A 16459-nucleotide genomic window follows, 5' to 3' on the forward strand; every position below is an offset into this window, starting at 1 on the left:
TGCCCTTCCGTCAACATGAGGGGGAAATCGCTTCCCGGGTCCACTGGCCGTTCACCAGGCGCAGCAGGTTTAAAGGGTTAGCATCCTGCAAGGCCGGCGGCAGCAACGCGGCAGGGGCGTTCTGCAGACAAACCGGCCGCAGAAAACGTTCGATCGCCCGGGTCCCAACCGATGTGCCGCGCGCGTCGGTGGTGGCCGGCCAGGGGCCGCCGTGCACCATCGCATCGCACACTTCCACGCCGGTAGGATAGCCGTTGAACAGCACCCGTCCGGCTTTATCGCTGAGCAGCGGCAGCAGACGCGCCGCCAGGGGACGATCGTCCGTATCGGCATGCAGCGTCGCCGTCAGCTGTCCCTGCAGCGTACTGACCAGCGCCATCATCTGCGTCTCGTCCGCCACTTCCACCAGTACCGACAGCGGGCCAAACACCTCGGTTTGCAGCACGCTATCCGGCGCCATGAACGCCTCCGCCGTCGCCAGGTACAACAACGCCTGCGCCCGCTGGCCGCAGGCCGCTTCACCGCTGGCCAGCCGCTGCACACCCGGACAGGCGTCGAGCGTCTCGACACCGGCGCGATAGTGTTGCAGGGTCGGCGCATTGAGCAGAACCTGAGCGGGCGCGGCCTGAACCTGTTCACATAACGCGGCAGTAAAGCGCGTCAGCCCTTCGCCCTTGAGCGCCAGAATCAACCCTGGGCGAGTACAAAATTGCCCGCCGCCGAGGGTAAACGACGCCACCAGATCTTTGGCCAGCGACGCCGCGCGCGCGGCGAGCGCCTGGGGCAGAATAATCAGCGGATTAATCGCCGACATTTCCGCAAACAGCGGGATTGGTTGCGGGCGCTGCTGCGCCAGCTGGAGTAGTGCTTTCCCCCCCGTCAGCGAGCCGGTGAATCCCACCGCCTGAATCGCCGGATGGCGCACCAGTTCGACCCCGATATCGGTACCAAAAATCATGTTGAACACCCCGCCGGGCAAGGCGCATTTCTCCACCGCCCGCACAATGGCCTGCGCCGTCTGCTCTGCGGTTGCCATATGTCCGGGATGAGCCTTAACCACCACCGGGCAACCGGCCGCCAGCGCCGAGGCGGTATCGCCGCCGGCGGTAGAAAAGGCCAACGGAAAGTTGCTGGCGCCGAATACCGCAACCGGGCCAAGCGCCACCTGATACTGGCGCAGATCCGCTCGCGGTAAGGGTTGACGCGCCGGCAGCGCCGTATCAATGCGCGCCCCCAGAACATCGCCGCGGCGTAACAGACCGGCAAACATCCGCAGCTGACCGCTGGTGCGTGCCCGCTCGCCCTGTAAACGCGCCAGCGGCAGCGCGGTCTCAGCATGGGCAATGGCAAAAAAGCTCTCGCCCAGCCCGTCCAGTTCATCGGCAATGGTCTCCAGAAAGCGCGCGCGCGTCTCTGGCGAGGTTCCGGAATAGGCGGCAAAAGCCTGCGCCGCCGCCTGCGCCGCCAGTGCGGCCTCCTCCCGGGAGGCCGGATAAAAACGGTGGCCGGTGGCCTCGCCGTCCGCAGCCTTCAGGCTGAGGAGCGTGGCTTCGCCGCTGGCGACGCGGCGCCCGGCGATAAACTGCCGACCCGCCGTCATTTCTGTTTCGCTCATCGTCGCTCCCCGCCTCACAGGCCCACGTCCGGCAGCACAGGACGCGTCGCCAGCGCCTGTTCCACGATGTTCACCACCTGCTGACGGGTCTCCCCTTCCAGCGCCAGACGCGGCGGACGGGTGACGGCGCTGCCGCGTCCCAGCAGCTCTTCGCACAGCTTGATGCACTGCACCAGATCCGGACGCGCATCGAGGTGCAGCAGCGGCATAAACCAGCGATACAGCGCCATGGCTTCGTCATAGCGTTTCTGTGCGGCAAGACGGAACAGGGTTTCGCCTTCGCGCGGGAAAGCGTTCGACATGCCGGAAATCCACCCTTCCGCGCCCACGGCGATGCTCTCCACCACCACATCATCCAGCCCGGCGAACAGCACGAAGCGGTCGCCGACGGTGTTACGCAGATCGACGAAACGACGGGTGTCCCCGGATGAGTCTTTGAAGCAGACGATATTGTCGCAATCGGTGAGGGTGGCGAGGATATCTGGCGTGACGTCGTTCTTGTAAATCGGCGGGTTGTTATAAACCATAATCGGCAGGTCGGTGGCGGTGGCCACGCTGCGGAAGTGGGCGGCGGTTTCGTGCGGCTTCGAGGAGTAGACCAGCGCCGGCATCACCATAATCCCGTCGACGCCAACGCGCTCGGCCTCTTTCGCCATCTTCTGCGCAAACGCGGTAGTGAACTCGGCGACCCCGGCGATCACCGGAATTTTGCCGCCCTCCGCATCCTTCGCCACTTCAATAATCTGCAGTTTTTCCTCGGTTGTCAGCGAGGTGTTTTCCCCGACGCTGCCGCACACCACCAGCCCGGAGACGCCGTCTCTGACCAGGTTTTTCATCACCGCATGGGTGGCATCTAAATCGAGGGAGTAATCTTGACGAAACTGCGTGCTGACTGCCGGAAATACGCCGCTCCAGTGAATCGCTTTTTTGCTCATGCTCGGTTCCTTGTCGTCATTTTGTTAAGTCAAAGTGAATGAATGGTGAATTTTCACTGACAGATTGACGTTTCATGGACCCGGCGGCTTGTCGGTTTTCTTCCAATACGATGACGAAATTAGCACAGTCGCAAAAAGTGTGAGCCGACGATTATCCCGCCAGCGTCAGGCGAAAATCGCGCGGCGTGGAGCCGGTCATCGCTTTAAATTGACGGCTGAAGGCGCTGTGATCGGTATAGCCGCACTGCAGCGCAATATCGGTAATCGGCGTCTCTCCCGCCAGCAGCTCGGTGGCTTTTTCGAGGCGGACCTTGTGGATCATTTGCCGCGGCGTGAGGTGAAAGATCCGTTTGCAATAGCGTTCGATCTGCGCCACGGACATGCCGCTTAACCCGGTCAGCTCTTCCATGGTGATCGGGCGATGGTAGTGGCGACGAATATGATCATCGACGATCGCCAGCCGCTGCCAGGCAGGATGTCGGGCATGCGCCTCCTGAAGATCGTGCGAGATCCCTGCCATGCCGATCACCTGGCCGTGAACATCGCGCAGCGCCAGCTTTTGCGTCAGACACCAGCCGCGTTCACGCCCGTTATAGAGGTGCATTTCGAGCTGGTCGCGCAGGGTCACCCCCTCTCTCAACACCCGCAGATCCTGTTCGGTATAGCCCTGCCCCAGCGCCGATGGAAAGACGTCGGCCGAGGTTTTGCCTAACAGCAAGGAGACGCTTTTAAAGCCGCAGCGACGAGCCAGCGTCAGGTTCGCCAGCAGGTAGCGCGCCTGGGCATCTTTGATAAAAAAAACCACATGGGGAATCGCGTTCAGCAGCGGCGCGATGAGCGCCAGCGCATTGAGCAACGATGGCATGTTTTCCGGGCGCTGGCGCGCCAGCCCTTCGCAAATCTGGCTCAGCTCATCCACGGCCAGATCCGTATCCTCAACCGGAGCGTGCTCCGAAGCAGCAGCAGTAACACAGAACATAAGGCTTCCTCATGGCGGGTGACGGGAGGATATTTATTCACCTTTTGGTAACACATCAAGCGGCAATACCGCGTTTTGCGATCCTGACTCCGGTTTATATTTTCCCCTGAGTACGCCGCTGGCGCGATCGCGACTTTCGGTTTACCACAGCAATAAGCGAATGATTAATAAGAAATAACTATGTCATTCATAAACAGGCGCCGCCGTTTATTGTGCCGATTTCGTCATTTTCTCTGGCGAAAGCGTTCAAGCCGGAGGCGGTCTGTTGCGCCAGCATGATGAAACAAATCGTTAACCTCCGGAGATAGCCATGACTGCGCCACGTCACCCCATTGAACTCAGAGCCATTGATTCTCATACCGGCGGCGAACCGACCCGCCTGATTGTGGACGGTTTTCCGGATCTCGGTAACGGCAGCATGGCGGAGCGCCGCGAACGTTTCGCCCGCGAATTCGATCTCTGGCGCCAGGCGGTTATCCTGGAGCCGCGCGGCAACGATGTGCTGGTGGGGGCGCTGCTGTGCAAGCCGGTCTCACCGCAGGCAACCGCCGGGGTGATTTTCTTCAACAATGCCGGCTTTCTGAACATGTGTGGGCATGGCACCATCGGGCTTATCGCTTCGCTGGCATGGCTTGGTCGCATCAAGCCTGGCACCCATCTGATTGAAACGCCGGTGGGCAACGTCAGCGCAACGCTACATGAAGATGGCAGCGTCTCGGTGGAGAATGTTCCGGCCCGGCGCGGTAAAAAACAGCTCAGCGTCAGCACATCGGTGGGAACCGTCACCGGTGATATTGCCTGGGGAGGCAACTGGTTTTTCCTCATCAACGATCATCCCTTCACCCTCGAACCCGCCCAAATTCCGCAGCTTACCGAGTATGCGTGGGCCGTACGTGCAGGGCTGGAAGCCGCCGGGATCCGCGGCGATGACGGCGGCGAAATCGACCATATCGAACTCTTTGCCGACGCCGCCGATGCCGACAGCCGCAGTTTCGTACTGTGCCCGGGGAAAGCCTGGGATCGCTCGCCGTGCGGCACCGGAACCAGCGCCAAACTGGCCTGTCTGGCCGAAGATGGCAAGCTGCAGCCCGGCGAACTCTGGCGCCAGGCCAGTATTATCGGCAGTCAGTTTACCGCCAGCTATACGCGCAGCGACGCCGGTATCATTCCGACGATCCGCGGCGAAGCCTGGGTTTGCGGCGATACCCGGCTGATCCTCAACCCGGACGATCCCTTCTGCTGGGGGATCGTGTCGTGAACCACGGCGATGTCATCGTGATCGGTGCCGGGATCGTCGGCGCCGCCTGCGCATGGCAGCTGGCGAAACGCGGGCAAAAAGTGATTTTGCTCGACGATCGCCAGCCGGGCGCCACCGCAGCCGGCATGGGCCATCTGGTGTGTATGGATGACGATCCCGCCGAACTCGCGCTCTCCGCCTGGTCACTGGCATGCTGGCGCACCCTCACGCCGCGGATGCCCGAGCGCTGCGCCTGGCGCGGCTGCGGCACTCTGTGGCTGGCGGAAACTCCCCAGGAGCTGGAGATTGCCCGGGAGAAGCAGCGGCGAATGGCCGCATATCAGGTCTCCAGCGAGATGCAGACCCCCACACAGTTGACGCAGCGAGAACCGCTGCTGCGTGCCGGCCTGCAGGGTGGGCTGTGGGTGCCCGGCGACGGTATCGTCTATGCCCCTGAAGTCGCGCGCTGGTTTATCGCCGACGCGGGAGACAACCTGACCTGTCTCAGCGAAGGCGCCACGGAAATCGCCGAGCCGGCGGTGACGCTGACCAGCGGAAAACGGCTGCGGGCGCCGGCTATCGTGGTCGCCTGCGGCCTCGGCGCCAATGGGCTGCTGGGGGAAAACTGGCTGCGGCCCAAGAAAGGTCAGCTGGCGATCACCGACCGCTACGGCCCGTTACTCCATCATCAGCTTGTCGAACTGGGCTACGGCGCCAGCGCCCACGGCGGCGGTACCTCGGTGGCGTTTAACGTGCAGCCGCGCCCCACCGGACAGCTGCTGATCGGCTCTTCGCGGCAGTTTGATCACTCAGAACGCCAGCTGGATTTGCCGCTGCTGGCACAGATGCTCGACCGTGCCCGGCACTTCCTGCCCCCCCTCGCCGGGCTGAATATTATCCGCTGCTGGAGCGGCTTTCGCGCCGCATCAGAGGACGGAAATCCCCTGATTGGTCCCCACCCGTCACGTCCCGGTCTGTGGCTGGCGCTGGGTCATGAAGGGCTCGGCGTCACCACCGCCCCCGCCAGCGCGGCGCTACTCGTCGCCCAGCTATTGGGCGAACGCAGTCCGTTAGCCCCCGACGCGTGGCTCCCGGCCCGCCTGCTGAAAAAAGAGGCTATCGCATGAGCCAGACTATCCCGGTGATGATTGAAGGTGAAAAACGCGATGTGCCGGTGGGAATCAGCGTCGCGGCAGCGCTGTCATTGACGGCGAATCCCACCACACGCATAGCCGTCGGCGGCCAGCCCCGCGCCCCTTTTTGCGGCATGGGCATTTGCCAGGAGTGTCGGGTGGCCGTCAACGGACGGCGGGTACTGGCCTGCCAGACGCTGTGCCAGCCCGGAATGACGATTGAAAGGAGCTGCCATGCAAACCCTGCGTTGTGACATTCTGATTCTCGGCTCCGGCCCGGCGGGTCTCGCCGCCGCGCTGGCGGCCGCATCCTGCGGTAAGCAGGTCGTGATCCTCGACGATAATCCGCGCCCCGGCGGGCAGATCTGGCGCGAGGGTCCGCAGGTGCAGCTCCCTGCTCTGGCACGCCGCTACCGGGAAGCCGTTGCCGCGGAGAAAAACATCACCTCGCTGAACGGCGCCCGGCTTATCGCCCGCCCTTCGGCACATCGCGTCCTGTTCGAAACCGCCGACGACAGCGGGGTTGTCGAATGGCAAAAACTGATCCTCTGCTGCGGCGCACGCGAACTCTCGCTGCCTTTCCCCGGCTGGACGCTGCCCGGCGTCACCGGCGCCGGGGGGTTACAGGCGCAAATTAAACACGGTCTGACGCTGCGGGGGCAAAAGGTGGTGATTGCCGGCAGCGGTCCGCTGCTGCTGGCGGTGGCCGCAACGGTGAAAAAAAGCGGAGGTGAAGTACGACAGATTGTTGAGCAGGCCCCGCTCAGCGCCTTACTGCGTTTTGGCAGCAGCCTGTGGCGTTGGCCGGAAAAACTTCGCCAGTTGGCCACCCTCGCCCCGCGACGCTATCTCAGCGGTAGTCAGGTGATTCGCGCCCATGGCGAGACGCAGCTTGAAGCCATTACGCTGCGCGATGCTCGCGGCGTAGAGCGGACAATCGCCTGCCAGCGGCTGGCTATCGGTTACGGCCTGGTACCCAATATTGAAACCGCGCTGCACTTCGGCTGCACGATAGCTGACGAGGCAATAGCGGTGAATCGCTGGCAGCAGACCAGCGTCGCCAACATCTACGCCGCGGGCGAATGCACCGGCTTCGGTGGCAGCGAACTGGCGCTGGCAGAGGGTGAAATTGCCGGCTTTGCGGCAGCTGACGCCGAGGCTTGCGCCCAGGCCCACTTTGCCCGTCGCGAGCGCTGGCAGACATTTGCTCAGGCGGTCAACCGCACATTCACCCTGGCAGAGAGCCTGAAAAACGCCGCCACGCCGGATAGCCTGCTGTGCCGCTGTGAAGATGTGCGCTGCGGCGAAGTAGCCGATGCCGATAGCTGGCACCAGGCAAAACTGACCCGCCGCTGCGGAATGGGCGCCTGTCAGGGGAAAACCTGCGCGACCACCGCCCGCTGGCTGTACGGCTGGCCGCTACCGCAGCCGCGCGAACCGCTCTCTCCCGCCAGAACCGAAACCCTTATCGCGCTGGCCGACCCCCGAACAATGCGCTGATCTACTCTTCCTCATCACTTTCATCACTGCGCCCGGTGCCCTGACGGTTGCCGAGCGCAATAAACTCTTCCAGCAGCGCGGTCAGCTGCTGCATCTTTTCACTGGTGAACTGCGCTTCAATCAGGCGATAGGCCTCTTCCACCTGCGCCTGCGCGCTTTCATACAGCGTGTAGCCCGCCGGCGTCAGCGAAATATACAACTTGCGCTGATCGTTGACCGGCTTGAGACGCAGCACCAGACCGTCGCGCTCCATACGGGTCAGAATACCGGTCAGGCTGGGGCGCAGGATACAGGCGCGGAACGCCAGATCGTGAAAGTCCATCGACGGATTTTCCGCAAGGATGCGCACAATACGCCACTGCTGCTCGGTGAGATTATGGCGTTTAACGATCGGTCGGAAATGGCCCATCGCCGCTTCCCGCGCCTGCAACAACGCAATGGTTAACGAATCATGCATCACATACCCTCAACATCGCACTCTTATGTTTATTAATAAGTTAATAATTAGCGCCTATCCTGCCATGACGCAACCGGTTTCTGCACCTGAAAAGTACCAGCCGAGACAACAAAAAACCATAACAAACTGATTAATAACATATAAAATTTTATACTGTAAATTTATTGTTAATCAGATCACAAAACATTCACTTCTGTTTGCCAAACTCCGCCACAAGGAATAAAAGATGATCATTAACATATTAATGAATATCCCTTAGCATCCGACATCAGTACCAGAGGAGTGGTGAATGAAAGGTACCATCTTCGCCGTTGCGCTCAACCATCGCAGCCAGCTTGACGCCTGGCGCGATGCGTTCCAACAGGCCCCTTACAAAACGCCGCCGAAAACCGCGGTCTGGTTTATCAAACCCCGCAATACCGTCATCGGTGCCGGCGAGGCAATTCCCTATCCGCAGGGTGAAACCGTGCAGAGCGGCGCAACCGTCGCGCTGATTGTCGGCAAAACCGCGCGTAAGGTTTCCGCCGACGCCGCCGCCTCTTTTATCGCCGGCTATGCGCTGGCCAATGACGTCAGCCTGCCGGAAGAGAGCTTTTACCGCCCGGCGATTAAGGCCAAATGCCGCGATGGCTTCTGCCCGATCGGTTCCCTCGCCCCGGTGGATAGCGTGGACAATCTGACCATCATCACTGAAATCAACGGCCGCGAGGCCGACAGCTGGAATACCGGCGATCTACAGCGCAATGCCGCCGAACTGTTAAGCGCGCTGAGCGAGTTTGCCACCCTGAATCCCGGCGATGCCATTCTGATCGGCACCCCTCACGCCCGCGTCACGCTGCAGCCCGGCGATCGCGTGCGGATCCTCGCCGAAGGTTTCCCGGCGCTGGAAAACCCGGTTGTTGCAGAAGGAGAGCTGGCATGAAACAGGCACGTATTGAATGGCAAGGCGCTCGCTACGACGTACAGGTCGATGAACGCGACCAGGTTCGCCTCGCCGATGGCACCCTGCTTCAAGCAGGCGACTTTCGCTGGCTGCCTCCCGCCGACGGAACGCTGTTCGCGCTGGGTCTGAACTATGCCGACCACGCCAGCGAGCTGGAGTTTAAGCCGCCGGAAGAGCCGCTGGTCTTTATCAAAGCGCCGAACACCTTTATCGGTCATGAACAAGAGTCGGTACGCCCGGACAACGTGGAGTACATGCATTACGAAGCCGAACTGGTGGTGGTGATAGGCAAAACCGCGCGCCGCGTCGCCGAAGCCGATGCCATGGACTATGTCGCCGGCTACACCGTCTGTAATGACTACGCCATTCGCGACTATCTGGAAAATTACTACCGGCCGAATCTGCGGGTAAAAAGCCGCGACACCCTGACCCCTATCGGGCCGTGGATCGTGAGCAAAGAGGCGATCCCGGATCCGCATAACCTGACTCTGCGCACCTGGGTCAACGGCGAGCTGCGCCAGCAGGGCACGACGGCCGATCTGATCTTCAGCATCCCGTTCCTGATCGCTTACCTGAGTGAATTCATGACCCTGCAACCGGGCGACATGATCGCCACCGGCACGCCGAAAGGGCTGTCCGACGTGGTGCCGGGTGACGAAGCGATCGTCGAAGTCGAAGGCGTCGGCCGCCTGGTCAACCGCATCATCAGCCAGCAAGCGTATGAGGAGAAGCTGTCATGAAAAAAATTAACCATTGGATCAACGGCAAAAACGTCGCGGGCGCAGAATATTTCCATACCACCAACCCGGCCACCGGCGAAGTGCTGGCGGAAGTCGCCTCCGGCGGTGAAGCCGAAGTGAATCAGGCCGTTGCCGCCGCGAAAGAAGCGTTCCCGAAATGGGCCAACCTGCCGATGAAAGAGCGCGCGCGCCTGATGCGCCGCCTGGGCGATCTGATTGACCAGAACGTCCCGGAGATCGCGGCGATGGAAACCGCCGATACCGGCCTGCCGATTCATCAGACCAAAAATGTGCTGATCCCGCGCGCTTCGCACAATTTCGAGTTTTTCGCCGAAGTGTGCCAGCAGATGAACGGCAAGACCTATCCGGTTGACGACAAGATGCTCAACTACACCCTCGTGCAGCCGGTCGGCGTATGCGCGCTGGTGTCGCCGTGGAACGTGCCGTTTATGACCGCCACCTGGAAGGTCGCGCCGTGCCTGGCGCTGGGCAATACCGCGGTGCTGAAGATGTCTGAGCTGTCGCCGTTGACCGCCGATCGTCTGGGCGAACTGGCGCTGGAAGCCGGTATTCCGGCCGGCGTACTCAACGTGGTGCAGGGCTACGGCGCCAGCGCCGGCGATGCCCTGGTGCGTCATCACGACGTCCGCGCAGTGTCGTTTACCGGTGGTACCGCCACCGGGCGCAACATCATGAAAAATGCCGGTCTGAAGAAGTACTCCATGGAGCTGGGCGGTAAATCACCGGTGCTGATTTTTGAAGATGCCGATATCGAGCGCGCGCTGGATGCCGCCCTGTTCACCATCTTCTCAATCAACGGCGAACGCTGTACCGCCGGGTCGCGCATCTTCATTCAGCAGAGCATCTACCCGGAATTCGTTAAACGCTTTGCCGAACGCGCTAACCGCCTGCGCGTCGGCGATCCGACCGATCCGAATACCCAGGTCGGGGCGCTGATCAGCAAGCAGCACTGGGAAAAAGTCTCCGGCTATATTCGCCTCGGCATCGAGGAAGGCGCCACCCTGCTGGCCGGCGGCCCGGACAAGCCGTCCGATCTGCCTGCGCATCTGCAAGGCGGCAACTTCCTGCGTCCGACGGTGCTGGCGGACGTCGATAACCGCATGCGCGTTGCGCAAGAAGAGATTTTTGGCCCGGTGGCCTGCCTGCTGCCGTTTAAAGACGAAGCGGAAGGGCTGCGCCTGGCGAACGACATCGAGTATGGCCTGGCGTCCTACATCTGGACCCAGGACATCAGCAAAGTGCTGCGTCTGGCGCGCGGTATTGAAGCCGGCATGGTGTTCGTCAATACCCAGAACGTCCGCGACCTGCGCCAGCCGTTTGGCGGCGTGAAAGCCTCCGGCACCGGCCGCGAAGGCGGCGAGTACAGCTTTGAAGTGTTCGCCGAAATGAAAAACGTCTGTATTTCCATGGGTGACCATCCGATCCCGAAATGGGGCGTATAACCGTCATCCGTCGAGCCGCACCCTGGCGGGCTGCGGCTCATACTATTCAGGTTATGTAAGGAGAACACCGCATGGGCAAATTAGCGTTAGCCGCCAAAATCACTCACGTGCCGTCAATGTATCTCTCTGAACTGCCGGGGAAAAATCATGGTTGTCGTCAGGCTGCCATCGACGGCCATAAAGAAATTGGCAAGCGCTGCCGAGAAATGGGCGTCGATACCATTATCGTTTTCGATACCCACTGGCTGGTCAACAGCGCCTACCACATTAACTGCGCCGACCATTTCAAAGGCGTCTATACCAGCAACGAACTGCCGCACTTTATCCGCGATATGACCTACGACTACGACGGCAACCCGGAGCTGGGTCAGATGATTGCCGACGAAGCGGTCAAACTGGGCGTGCGGGCGAAAGCGCACAACATCCCCAGCCTGAAGCTGGAGTACGGCACGCTGGTGCCGATGCGCTACATGAACAGCGATAAGCATTTCAAAGTGGTGTCGATTTCCGCGTTCTGCACCGTTCACGATTTTGCCGACAGCCGCAAGCTGGGCGAAGCCATCGTTAAAGCCATTGAAAAGTATGACGGTACCGTGGCGGTCTTCGCCAGCGGCTCACTGTCGCACCGCTTTATCGACGACCAGCGCGCCGAAGAGGGGATGAACAGCTACACCCGCGAGTTTGATCATCAGATGGATGAACGCGTGGTCAAGCTGTGGCGTGAAGGCAAGTTCAAAGAGTTCTGCACCATGCTGCCGGAATATGCCGACTACTGCTACGGCGAAGGCAATATGCACGACACGGTGATGCTGCTCGGCGTGCTCGGCTGGGATAAATATGACGGCAAGGTGGAGTTTATTACCGACCTGTTCGCCAGTTCCGGCACCGGCCAGGTCAACGCTGTGTTCCCGCTTCCGGCCCAGGCGTAAGGAGCCACCATGCCGCATTTTATCGCTGAGTGTACCGACAACATCCGCGAACAGGCTGATTTACCCGGCCTGTTCGCCCAGGTCAATCAGGCGCTGGCCGCCACCGGCATCTTCCCGCTGGGTGGCATCCGCAGCCGCGCCATCTGGCTGGACACCTGGCAGATGGCCGACGGCAAGCAGGATTACGCCTTCGTGCATATGACGCTGAAAATCGGCAGCGGGCGTAGCCTGGAGAGCCGTGAAGAGGTCGGCGAAATGCTGTTTGGGCTGATAAAAAGCCACTTCGCCGCTCTGATGGAGAGCCGCTATCTGGCGCTGTCATTTGAGATTGAAGAACTGCACCCGACGCTGAACTACAAACAGAATAATGTCCACGCCTTGTTTAAATAGCGCGCCACCGGGTCGACAACGGCCAGAACAATGCACCAACCGTAGGCCGGGTAAGCGTAGCGCCACCCGGCGCCGCGACACCGCGACACCGAACGAGGTAACAGGAAGCCACTATGCTCGATAAACAAACCCGCACCCTGATCGCCCAGCGACTGAATCAGGCCGAAAAACAACGTGAGCAGATCCGCGCGATCTCGCTGGATTATCCGTCGATCACCATTGAGGACGCCTACGCCGTCCAGCGCGAGTGGGTTGAGATGAAGATCGCCGAAGGGCGGGTGCTGAAGGGCCATAAGATCGGCCTGACCTCAAAAGCGATGCAGGCCAGTTCGCAAATTAGCGAGCCGGACTACGGCGCGCTGCTCGATGATATGTTTTTTCACGACGGTAGCGACATTCCGACCGACCGTTTTATCGTGCCGCGGATTGAAGTCGAGCTGGCTTTCGTGCTGGCGAAACCACTGCGTGGCCCGAACTGCACCCTGTTCGACGTCTATAACGCCACCGACTATGTGATCCCGGCGCTGGAGCTGATCGACGCCCGCTGCCACAACATCGATCCGCAAACCCAGCGCCCGCGCAAAGTCTTCGACACCATCTCCGATAACGCCGCCAACGCCGGGGTGATCCTCGGCGGGCGGCCGATTAAGCCCGACGAGCTGGATCTGCGTTGGATCTCCGCCCTGCTGTACCGCAACGGGGTGATCGAAGAGACCGGCGTTGCCGCCGGGGTGCTCAACCATCCGGCAAACGGCGTCGCCTGGCTGGCGAATAAGCTGGCGCCATACGATGTCCAGCTGGAAGCCGGGCAGATCATCCTCGGCGGCTCGTTTACCCGCCCGGTACCGGCGCGTAAGGGTGATACCTTCCACGTCGATTACGGCAACATGGGCGCAATCAGCTGCCGCTTTGTGTAAGGGGAAGATGATGAATAACACGTTTAAAGAGGCGCTGCAGGCCGGACGGCCACAAATCGGCCTGTGGCTGGGGCTGTGCAGCAGCTACAGCGCCGAACTGCTGGCCGGCGCCGGGTTTGACTGGCTGCTGATTGACGGCGAACACGCGCCGAATAATGTACAAACGGTGTTGACCCAACTGCAGGCGATCGCCCCCTACTCCAGCCAGCCGGTGGTTCGCCCGTCGTGGAATGACCCGGTGCAGATTAAGCAATTGCTGGATATCGGCGCACAGACGCTGCTGGTGCCGATGGTACAAAACGCCGAAGAAGCGCAGCTGGCGGTGAAAGCCACCCGCTATCCGCCGGCCGGTATTCGCGGCGTCGGCAGCGCCCTGGCGCGCGCTTCTCGCTGGAACCGCGTTCCGGACTATATCCATCAGGCCAACGATGCCATGTGCGTGCTGGTGCAGATTGAAACTCGCGAGGCGTTGAAAAATCTACCGCAGATTCTCGCGGTAGAAGGCGTCGACGGCGTGTTTATCGGCCCGGCGGATCTGAGCGCGGATATGGGCTTCGGCGGTAATCCGCAGCATCCTGAGGTGCAGGCGGCCATTGAAAGCGCCATCGTCCTGATTCGCGAGGCGGGTAAAGCCCCGGGCATTCTGATGGCCAATGAACAGCTGGCGAAACGCTACCTCGAGCTGGGGGCGCTGTTCGTCGCCGTCGGTGTCGATACCACCCTGCTGGCCCGCGGCGCAGAAGCGCTGGCAGCACGGTTTACCGACGCAATCACCACCACAACTGATAACAATAAATCCGTCTACTGAACGGATAATGTGGAGTGCATCATGACAACCTCTACCCTGCAACACAATGAAAATAAAGTCGTTGAAGTAGAAAATCGGGTGATCAAAAAGCTGTTCCGCCGCCTTATCACCTTCCTGTTCGTGCTTTTTGTTTTCTCATTTCTGGACCGCATTAATATCGGCTTCGCCGGGCTGACGATGGGCAAAGATCTCGGTCTGACCTCCACCATGTTTGGCCTGGCGGCGACGCTGTTTTACGTCACCTACGTGATGTGCGGGATCCCCAGCAATATCATGCTGGCGAAGGTCGGAGCCCGCCGCTGGATCGCCGGGATCATGGTGGTGTGGGGGATCGCGTCAACCTGTACGATGTTTGCCACCAACCCGCATACGCTGTATATCCTGCGCATGCTGGTTGGTATCGCTGAAGCCGGCTTCCTGCCAGGGATCCTGGTCTACCTGACCTGGTGGTTCCCGGCCTATCACCGCGCCCGCGCCAACGCCCTGTTTATGATAGCGATGCCGGTGACCATGATGCTTGGCTCTATCCTCTCCGGCTATATTCTGGCGCTTGATGGCCTGTGGAACCTGAAGGGCTGGCAGTGGCTTTTCCTGCTGGAAGGGCTGCCGTCGGTGGTGCTCGGCGTGGTGACCTGGTTCTTCCTCAACGATACCCCGGATCAGGCCAGCTGGCTGGATAAGGAGGAGAAGCAGGCGCTGAAAACGATGATTGCACGCGAGCGCGAAAGCGCCACCGTGATTCCAGCCTCCGGACGCTCTACCCTGCGGGAAGTGCTGACGCCGGCGGTGCTGATGTACACGCTCGCCTACTTCTGTCTGACCAATACCCTGAGCGCTATCAATATCTGGACTCCGCAGATCCTGCAAAGCTTCAACACCGGCAGTAGCAACATTGTGATCGGGATGCTGGCGGCGATTCCGCAGTTCTGTACGATTTTCGGGATGATCTGGTGGAGCCGGCGATCCGATCGGCGAAAAGAGCGCAAGATGCATACCATCCTGCCCTATCTGTTCGCCGCTGCCGGATGGCTGCTGGCCTCCGCCACCCACCACGCGCTGATCCAGCTGATCGGCATCATTATGGCCTCCGTGGGCTCTTTTACCGCCATGGCGATTTTCTGGACCACCCCGGATCGGGTGATCAGCCTGCAATCGCGGGCGGTGGCGCTGGCGGTCATCAACGCTATCGGCAATATCGGATCCGCCGTCAGCCCGCTGCTGATCGGTATTTTGCGTGATGCTACCGGCAGCTTTAGCTCCGGACTGTGGTTTGTCGCCGGACTGCTGGTCGTCGGCGCGCTGGTGCTGACCCGAATTCCGATGAGTGCGCGGGAAGACGCCGCCGCTGAGGCAGGACTCGCCGCCCAGAAAAGTCATTAAGGAGTGCCCATGTGTCAGCCCTCAATCGCTAATATCGATATCAACAAAGATTACGATGAGAGTCTGGGGACCGAGGATGTGCACTATCAGTCGTTTGCCCGCATGGCGGCCTTTTTTGGCCGCGACATGCAGGCGCATCGACACGACCAGTACTTTCAGATGCACTTTCTCGATACCGGGCAGATTGAACTGCAGCTCGACGATCACCGCTATTCGGTGCAGGCGCCGCTGTTTGTCCTGACGCCGCCGTCGGTGCCGCACGCTTTTATCACCGAGTCCGACAGCGACGGGCACGTGTTGACCGTGCACGAAGATCTGATCTGGCCGCTGCTGGAAGTCCTCTATCCCGGAACGCGGGAAGCGTTCGGGCTGCCGGGTATGTGTCTGTCGCTGGCGGATAAACCCGATGAACTGACGGCGCTGGCGCACTACTGGCAGCTGATTAAACGCGAATCGACCGCGCAGCTGCCGGGGCGCGAACATACCCTGGCGCTGCTGGCGCAGGCGGTGTTCACTCTGCTGCTGCGTAACGCCAGGCTCGACGATCATGCCGCCAGCGGTATGCGCGGCGAGCTGAAGCTGTTTCAGCGCTTTAACCAGATGATCGACAGTCACTACCACCAGCACTGGGCGGTACCGGACTATGCCAACGAGCTGCACGTTACCGAATCACGGCTGACCGACATCTGCCGCCGCTTTGCCAACCGACCGCCGAAGCGGTTGATCTTCGACCGCCAGCTACGTGAGGCCAAACGGCTGCTGCTGTTTTCCGATAGCGCGGTCAACGAGATAGCCTGGCAATTGGGGTTTAAAGACCCCGCCTATTTCGCTCGTTTTTTTAATCGCCAGGTCGGCTGTTCGCCCAGCAGCTACCGTGCGCAAAAAGTACCGGTGTCTTAATTCCCCGCTGGCGCTACGCTTAGCGAGGCGACGGCCCGCAGGTCGGATAAGCGCAGCGCCAGCGGCCGAAATACCGCCAGGGACATCACCCGGCCAGCGTAGCTACGCCGGGAAAAAGGCTGGCCTCTGCAGC

At 60.8% G+C, this 16459-nt stretch carries 17 protein-coding genes; 13 read left to right on the forward strand and 4 right to left on the reverse strand.

The features are described 5' to 3' along the window. Nucleotides 1–10: 10 nt before the first annotated feature. From Q1L34_RS22795 to Q1L34_RS22805, 3 genes are all read right to left on the reverse strand, one after another. Nucleotides 11–1615, reverse strand: a complete 1605-nt coding sequence (locus tag Q1L34_RS22795) for an aldehyde dehydrogenase (NADP(+)) (protein ID WP_143722786.1) — start codon at nucleotides 1613–1615, stop codon at nucleotides 11–13. A 14-nt stretch (nucleotides 1616–1629) separates the two neighbouring features. Beyond that, on the reverse strand, nucleotides 1630–2550 hold the full coding sequence (locus Q1L34_RS22800; RefSeq protein ID WP_327204294.1) for a dihydrodipicolinate synthase family protein: 921 nt from the start codon (nucleotides 2548–2550) through the stop codon (nucleotides 1630–1632). Nucleotides 2551–2701: 151 nt separating this feature from the next. After that, the gene (locus Q1L34_RS22805) at nucleotides 2702–3529 is read right to left on the reverse strand and encodes an AraC family transcriptional regulator (protein WP_327204295.1); all 828 of its coding nucleotides are present in this window, start codon (nucleotides 3527–3529) and stop codon (nucleotides 2702–2704) included. Between the two features lie 310 nt (nucleotides 3530–3839). On the opposite strand from Q1L34_RS22805, the gene Q1L34_RS22810 reads away from it, so the two are divergent. From Q1L34_RS22810 to Q1L34_RS22825, 4 genes are read left to right on the forward strand one after another with little or no spacing between them, the layout of a single operon-like run. Then, nucleotides 3840–4787 (forward strand): 4-hydroxyproline epimerase, encoded by a 948-nt coding sequence (locus Q1L34_RS22810; RefSeq protein WP_327204296.1) that lies wholly within the window; start codon nucleotides 3840–3842, stop codon nucleotides 4785–4787. Further along, nucleotides 4784–5893, forward strand: coding sequence for an NAD(P)/FAD-dependent oxidoreductase (locus tag Q1L34_RS22815; RefSeq protein ID WP_015585205.1), 1110 nt, complete (start codon nucleotides 4784–4786; stop codon nucleotides 5891–5893). The genes Q1L34_RS22810 and Q1L34_RS22815 overlap by 4 nt, the downstream gene beginning before the upstream one ends. Continuing rightward, a complete protein-coding gene (locus tag Q1L34_RS22820) occupies nucleotides 5890–6153 on the forward strand; it encodes a 2Fe-2S iron-sulfur cluster-binding protein (RefSeq protein WP_054829458.1) in 264 nt (87 codons plus the stop codon). Before Q1L34_RS22815 ends, Q1L34_RS22820 begins: the two co-directional genes overlap by 4 nt. Continuing rightward, on the forward strand, nucleotides 6134–7399 hold the full coding sequence (locus Q1L34_RS22825; protein ID WP_004857573.1) for an FAD-dependent oxidoreductase: 1266 nt from the start codon (nucleotides 6134–6136) through the stop codon (nucleotides 7397–7399). The genes Q1L34_RS22820 and Q1L34_RS22825 overlap by 20 nt, the downstream gene beginning before the upstream one ends. A 1-nt stretch (nucleotide 7400) precedes the next feature. On the opposite strand, the gene hpaR is transcribed toward Q1L34_RS22825, so the two are convergent. After that, on the reverse strand, nucleotides 7401–7856 hold the full coding sequence (gene hpaR / locus Q1L34_RS22830) for a homoprotocatechuate degradation operon regulator HpaR (protein WP_204111677.1): 456 nt from the start codon (nucleotides 7854–7856) through the stop codon (nucleotides 7401–7403). Nucleotides 7857–8145: 289 nt separating this feature from the next. Between hpaR and Q1L34_RS22835 the strand changes: the two genes are divergently transcribed. The 9 genes from Q1L34_RS22835 to hpaA all read left to right on the forward strand — a co-directional run bounded on the left by Q1L34_RS22835 (nucleotide 8146) and on the right by hpaA (nucleotide 16326). After that, the gene (locus Q1L34_RS22835; RefSeq protein ID WP_015585208.1) at nucleotides 8146–8778 is read left to right on the forward strand and encodes a fumarylacetoacetate hydrolase family protein; all 633 of its coding nucleotides are present in this window, start codon (nucleotides 8146–8148) and stop codon (nucleotides 8776–8778) included. Then, nucleotides 8775–9539: a fumarylacetoacetate hydrolase family protein gene (locus Q1L34_RS22840; RefSeq protein WP_004857570.1), complete on the forward strand. Its 765-nt coding sequence runs from the start codon at nucleotides 8775–8777 to the stop codon at nucleotides 9537–9539. Before Q1L34_RS22835 ends, Q1L34_RS22840 begins: the two co-directional genes overlap by 4 nt. Beyond that, the gene (gene hpaE / locus Q1L34_RS22845) at nucleotides 9536–11002 is read left to right on the forward strand and encodes a 5-carboxymethyl-2-hydroxymuconate semialdehyde dehydrogenase (protein WP_015585210.1); all 1467 of its coding nucleotides are present in this window, start codon (nucleotides 9536–9538) and stop codon (nucleotides 11000–11002) included. The genes Q1L34_RS22840 and hpaE overlap by 4 nt, the downstream gene beginning before the upstream one ends. 71 nt (nucleotides 11003–11073) lie before the next feature. Further along, nucleotides 11074–11931 (forward strand): 3,4-dihydroxyphenylacetate 2,3-dioxygenase, encoded by an 858-nt coding sequence (gene hpaD / locus Q1L34_RS22850; RefSeq protein WP_004857568.1) that lies wholly within the window; start codon nucleotides 11074–11076, stop codon nucleotides 11929–11931. Nucleotides 11932–11940: 9 nt separating this feature from the next. After that, the gene (locus Q1L34_RS22855) at nucleotides 11941–12321 is read left to right on the forward strand and encodes a 5-carboxymethyl-2-hydroxymuconate Delta-isomerase (RefSeq protein ID WP_004857567.1); all 381 of its coding nucleotides are present in this window, start codon (nucleotides 11941–11943) and stop codon (nucleotides 12319–12321) included. 113 nt (nucleotides 12322–12434) lie between these two features. Further along, on the forward strand, nucleotides 12435–13238 hold the full coding sequence (hpaH, locus tag Q1L34_RS22860) for a 2-oxo-hept-4-ene-1,7-dioate hydratase (RefSeq protein ID WP_004857566.1): 804 nt from the start codon (nucleotides 12435–12437) through the stop codon (nucleotides 13236–13238). A gap of 10 nt (nucleotides 13239–13248) precedes the next feature. Then, the gene (gene hpaI / locus Q1L34_RS22865; protein ID WP_004857565.1) at nucleotides 13249–14046 is read left to right on the forward strand and encodes a 4-hydroxy-2-oxoheptanedioate aldolase; all 798 of its coding nucleotides are present in this window, start codon (nucleotides 13249–13251) and stop codon (nucleotides 14044–14046) included. 21 nt (nucleotides 14047–14067) lie between these two features. Next, nucleotides 14068–15426 carry a 4-hydroxyphenylacetate permease gene (gene hpaX, locus Q1L34_RS22870; protein WP_004857564.1) on the forward strand — a complete coding sequence of 453 codons (1359 nt, stop codon included), beginning with the start codon at nucleotides 14068–14070 and terminating at the stop codon, nucleotides 15424–15426. Nucleotides 15427–15435: 9 nt separating this feature from the next. After that, nucleotides 15436–16326, forward strand: coding sequence for a 4-hydroxyphenylacetate catabolism regulatory protein HpaA (gene hpaA, locus Q1L34_RS22875; RefSeq protein WP_004857563.1), 891 nt, complete (start codon nucleotides 15436–15438; stop codon nucleotides 16324–16326). Nucleotides 16327–16459 lie beyond the last annotated feature (133 nt).

It is taken from the genome of Klebsiella ornithinolytica (genome assembly GCF_030505655.1).
In the GTDB taxonomy this organism is placed as follows: domain Bacteria; phylum Pseudomonadota; class Gammaproteobacteria; order Enterobacterales; family Enterobacteriaceae; genus Klebsiella; species Klebsiella ornithinolytica.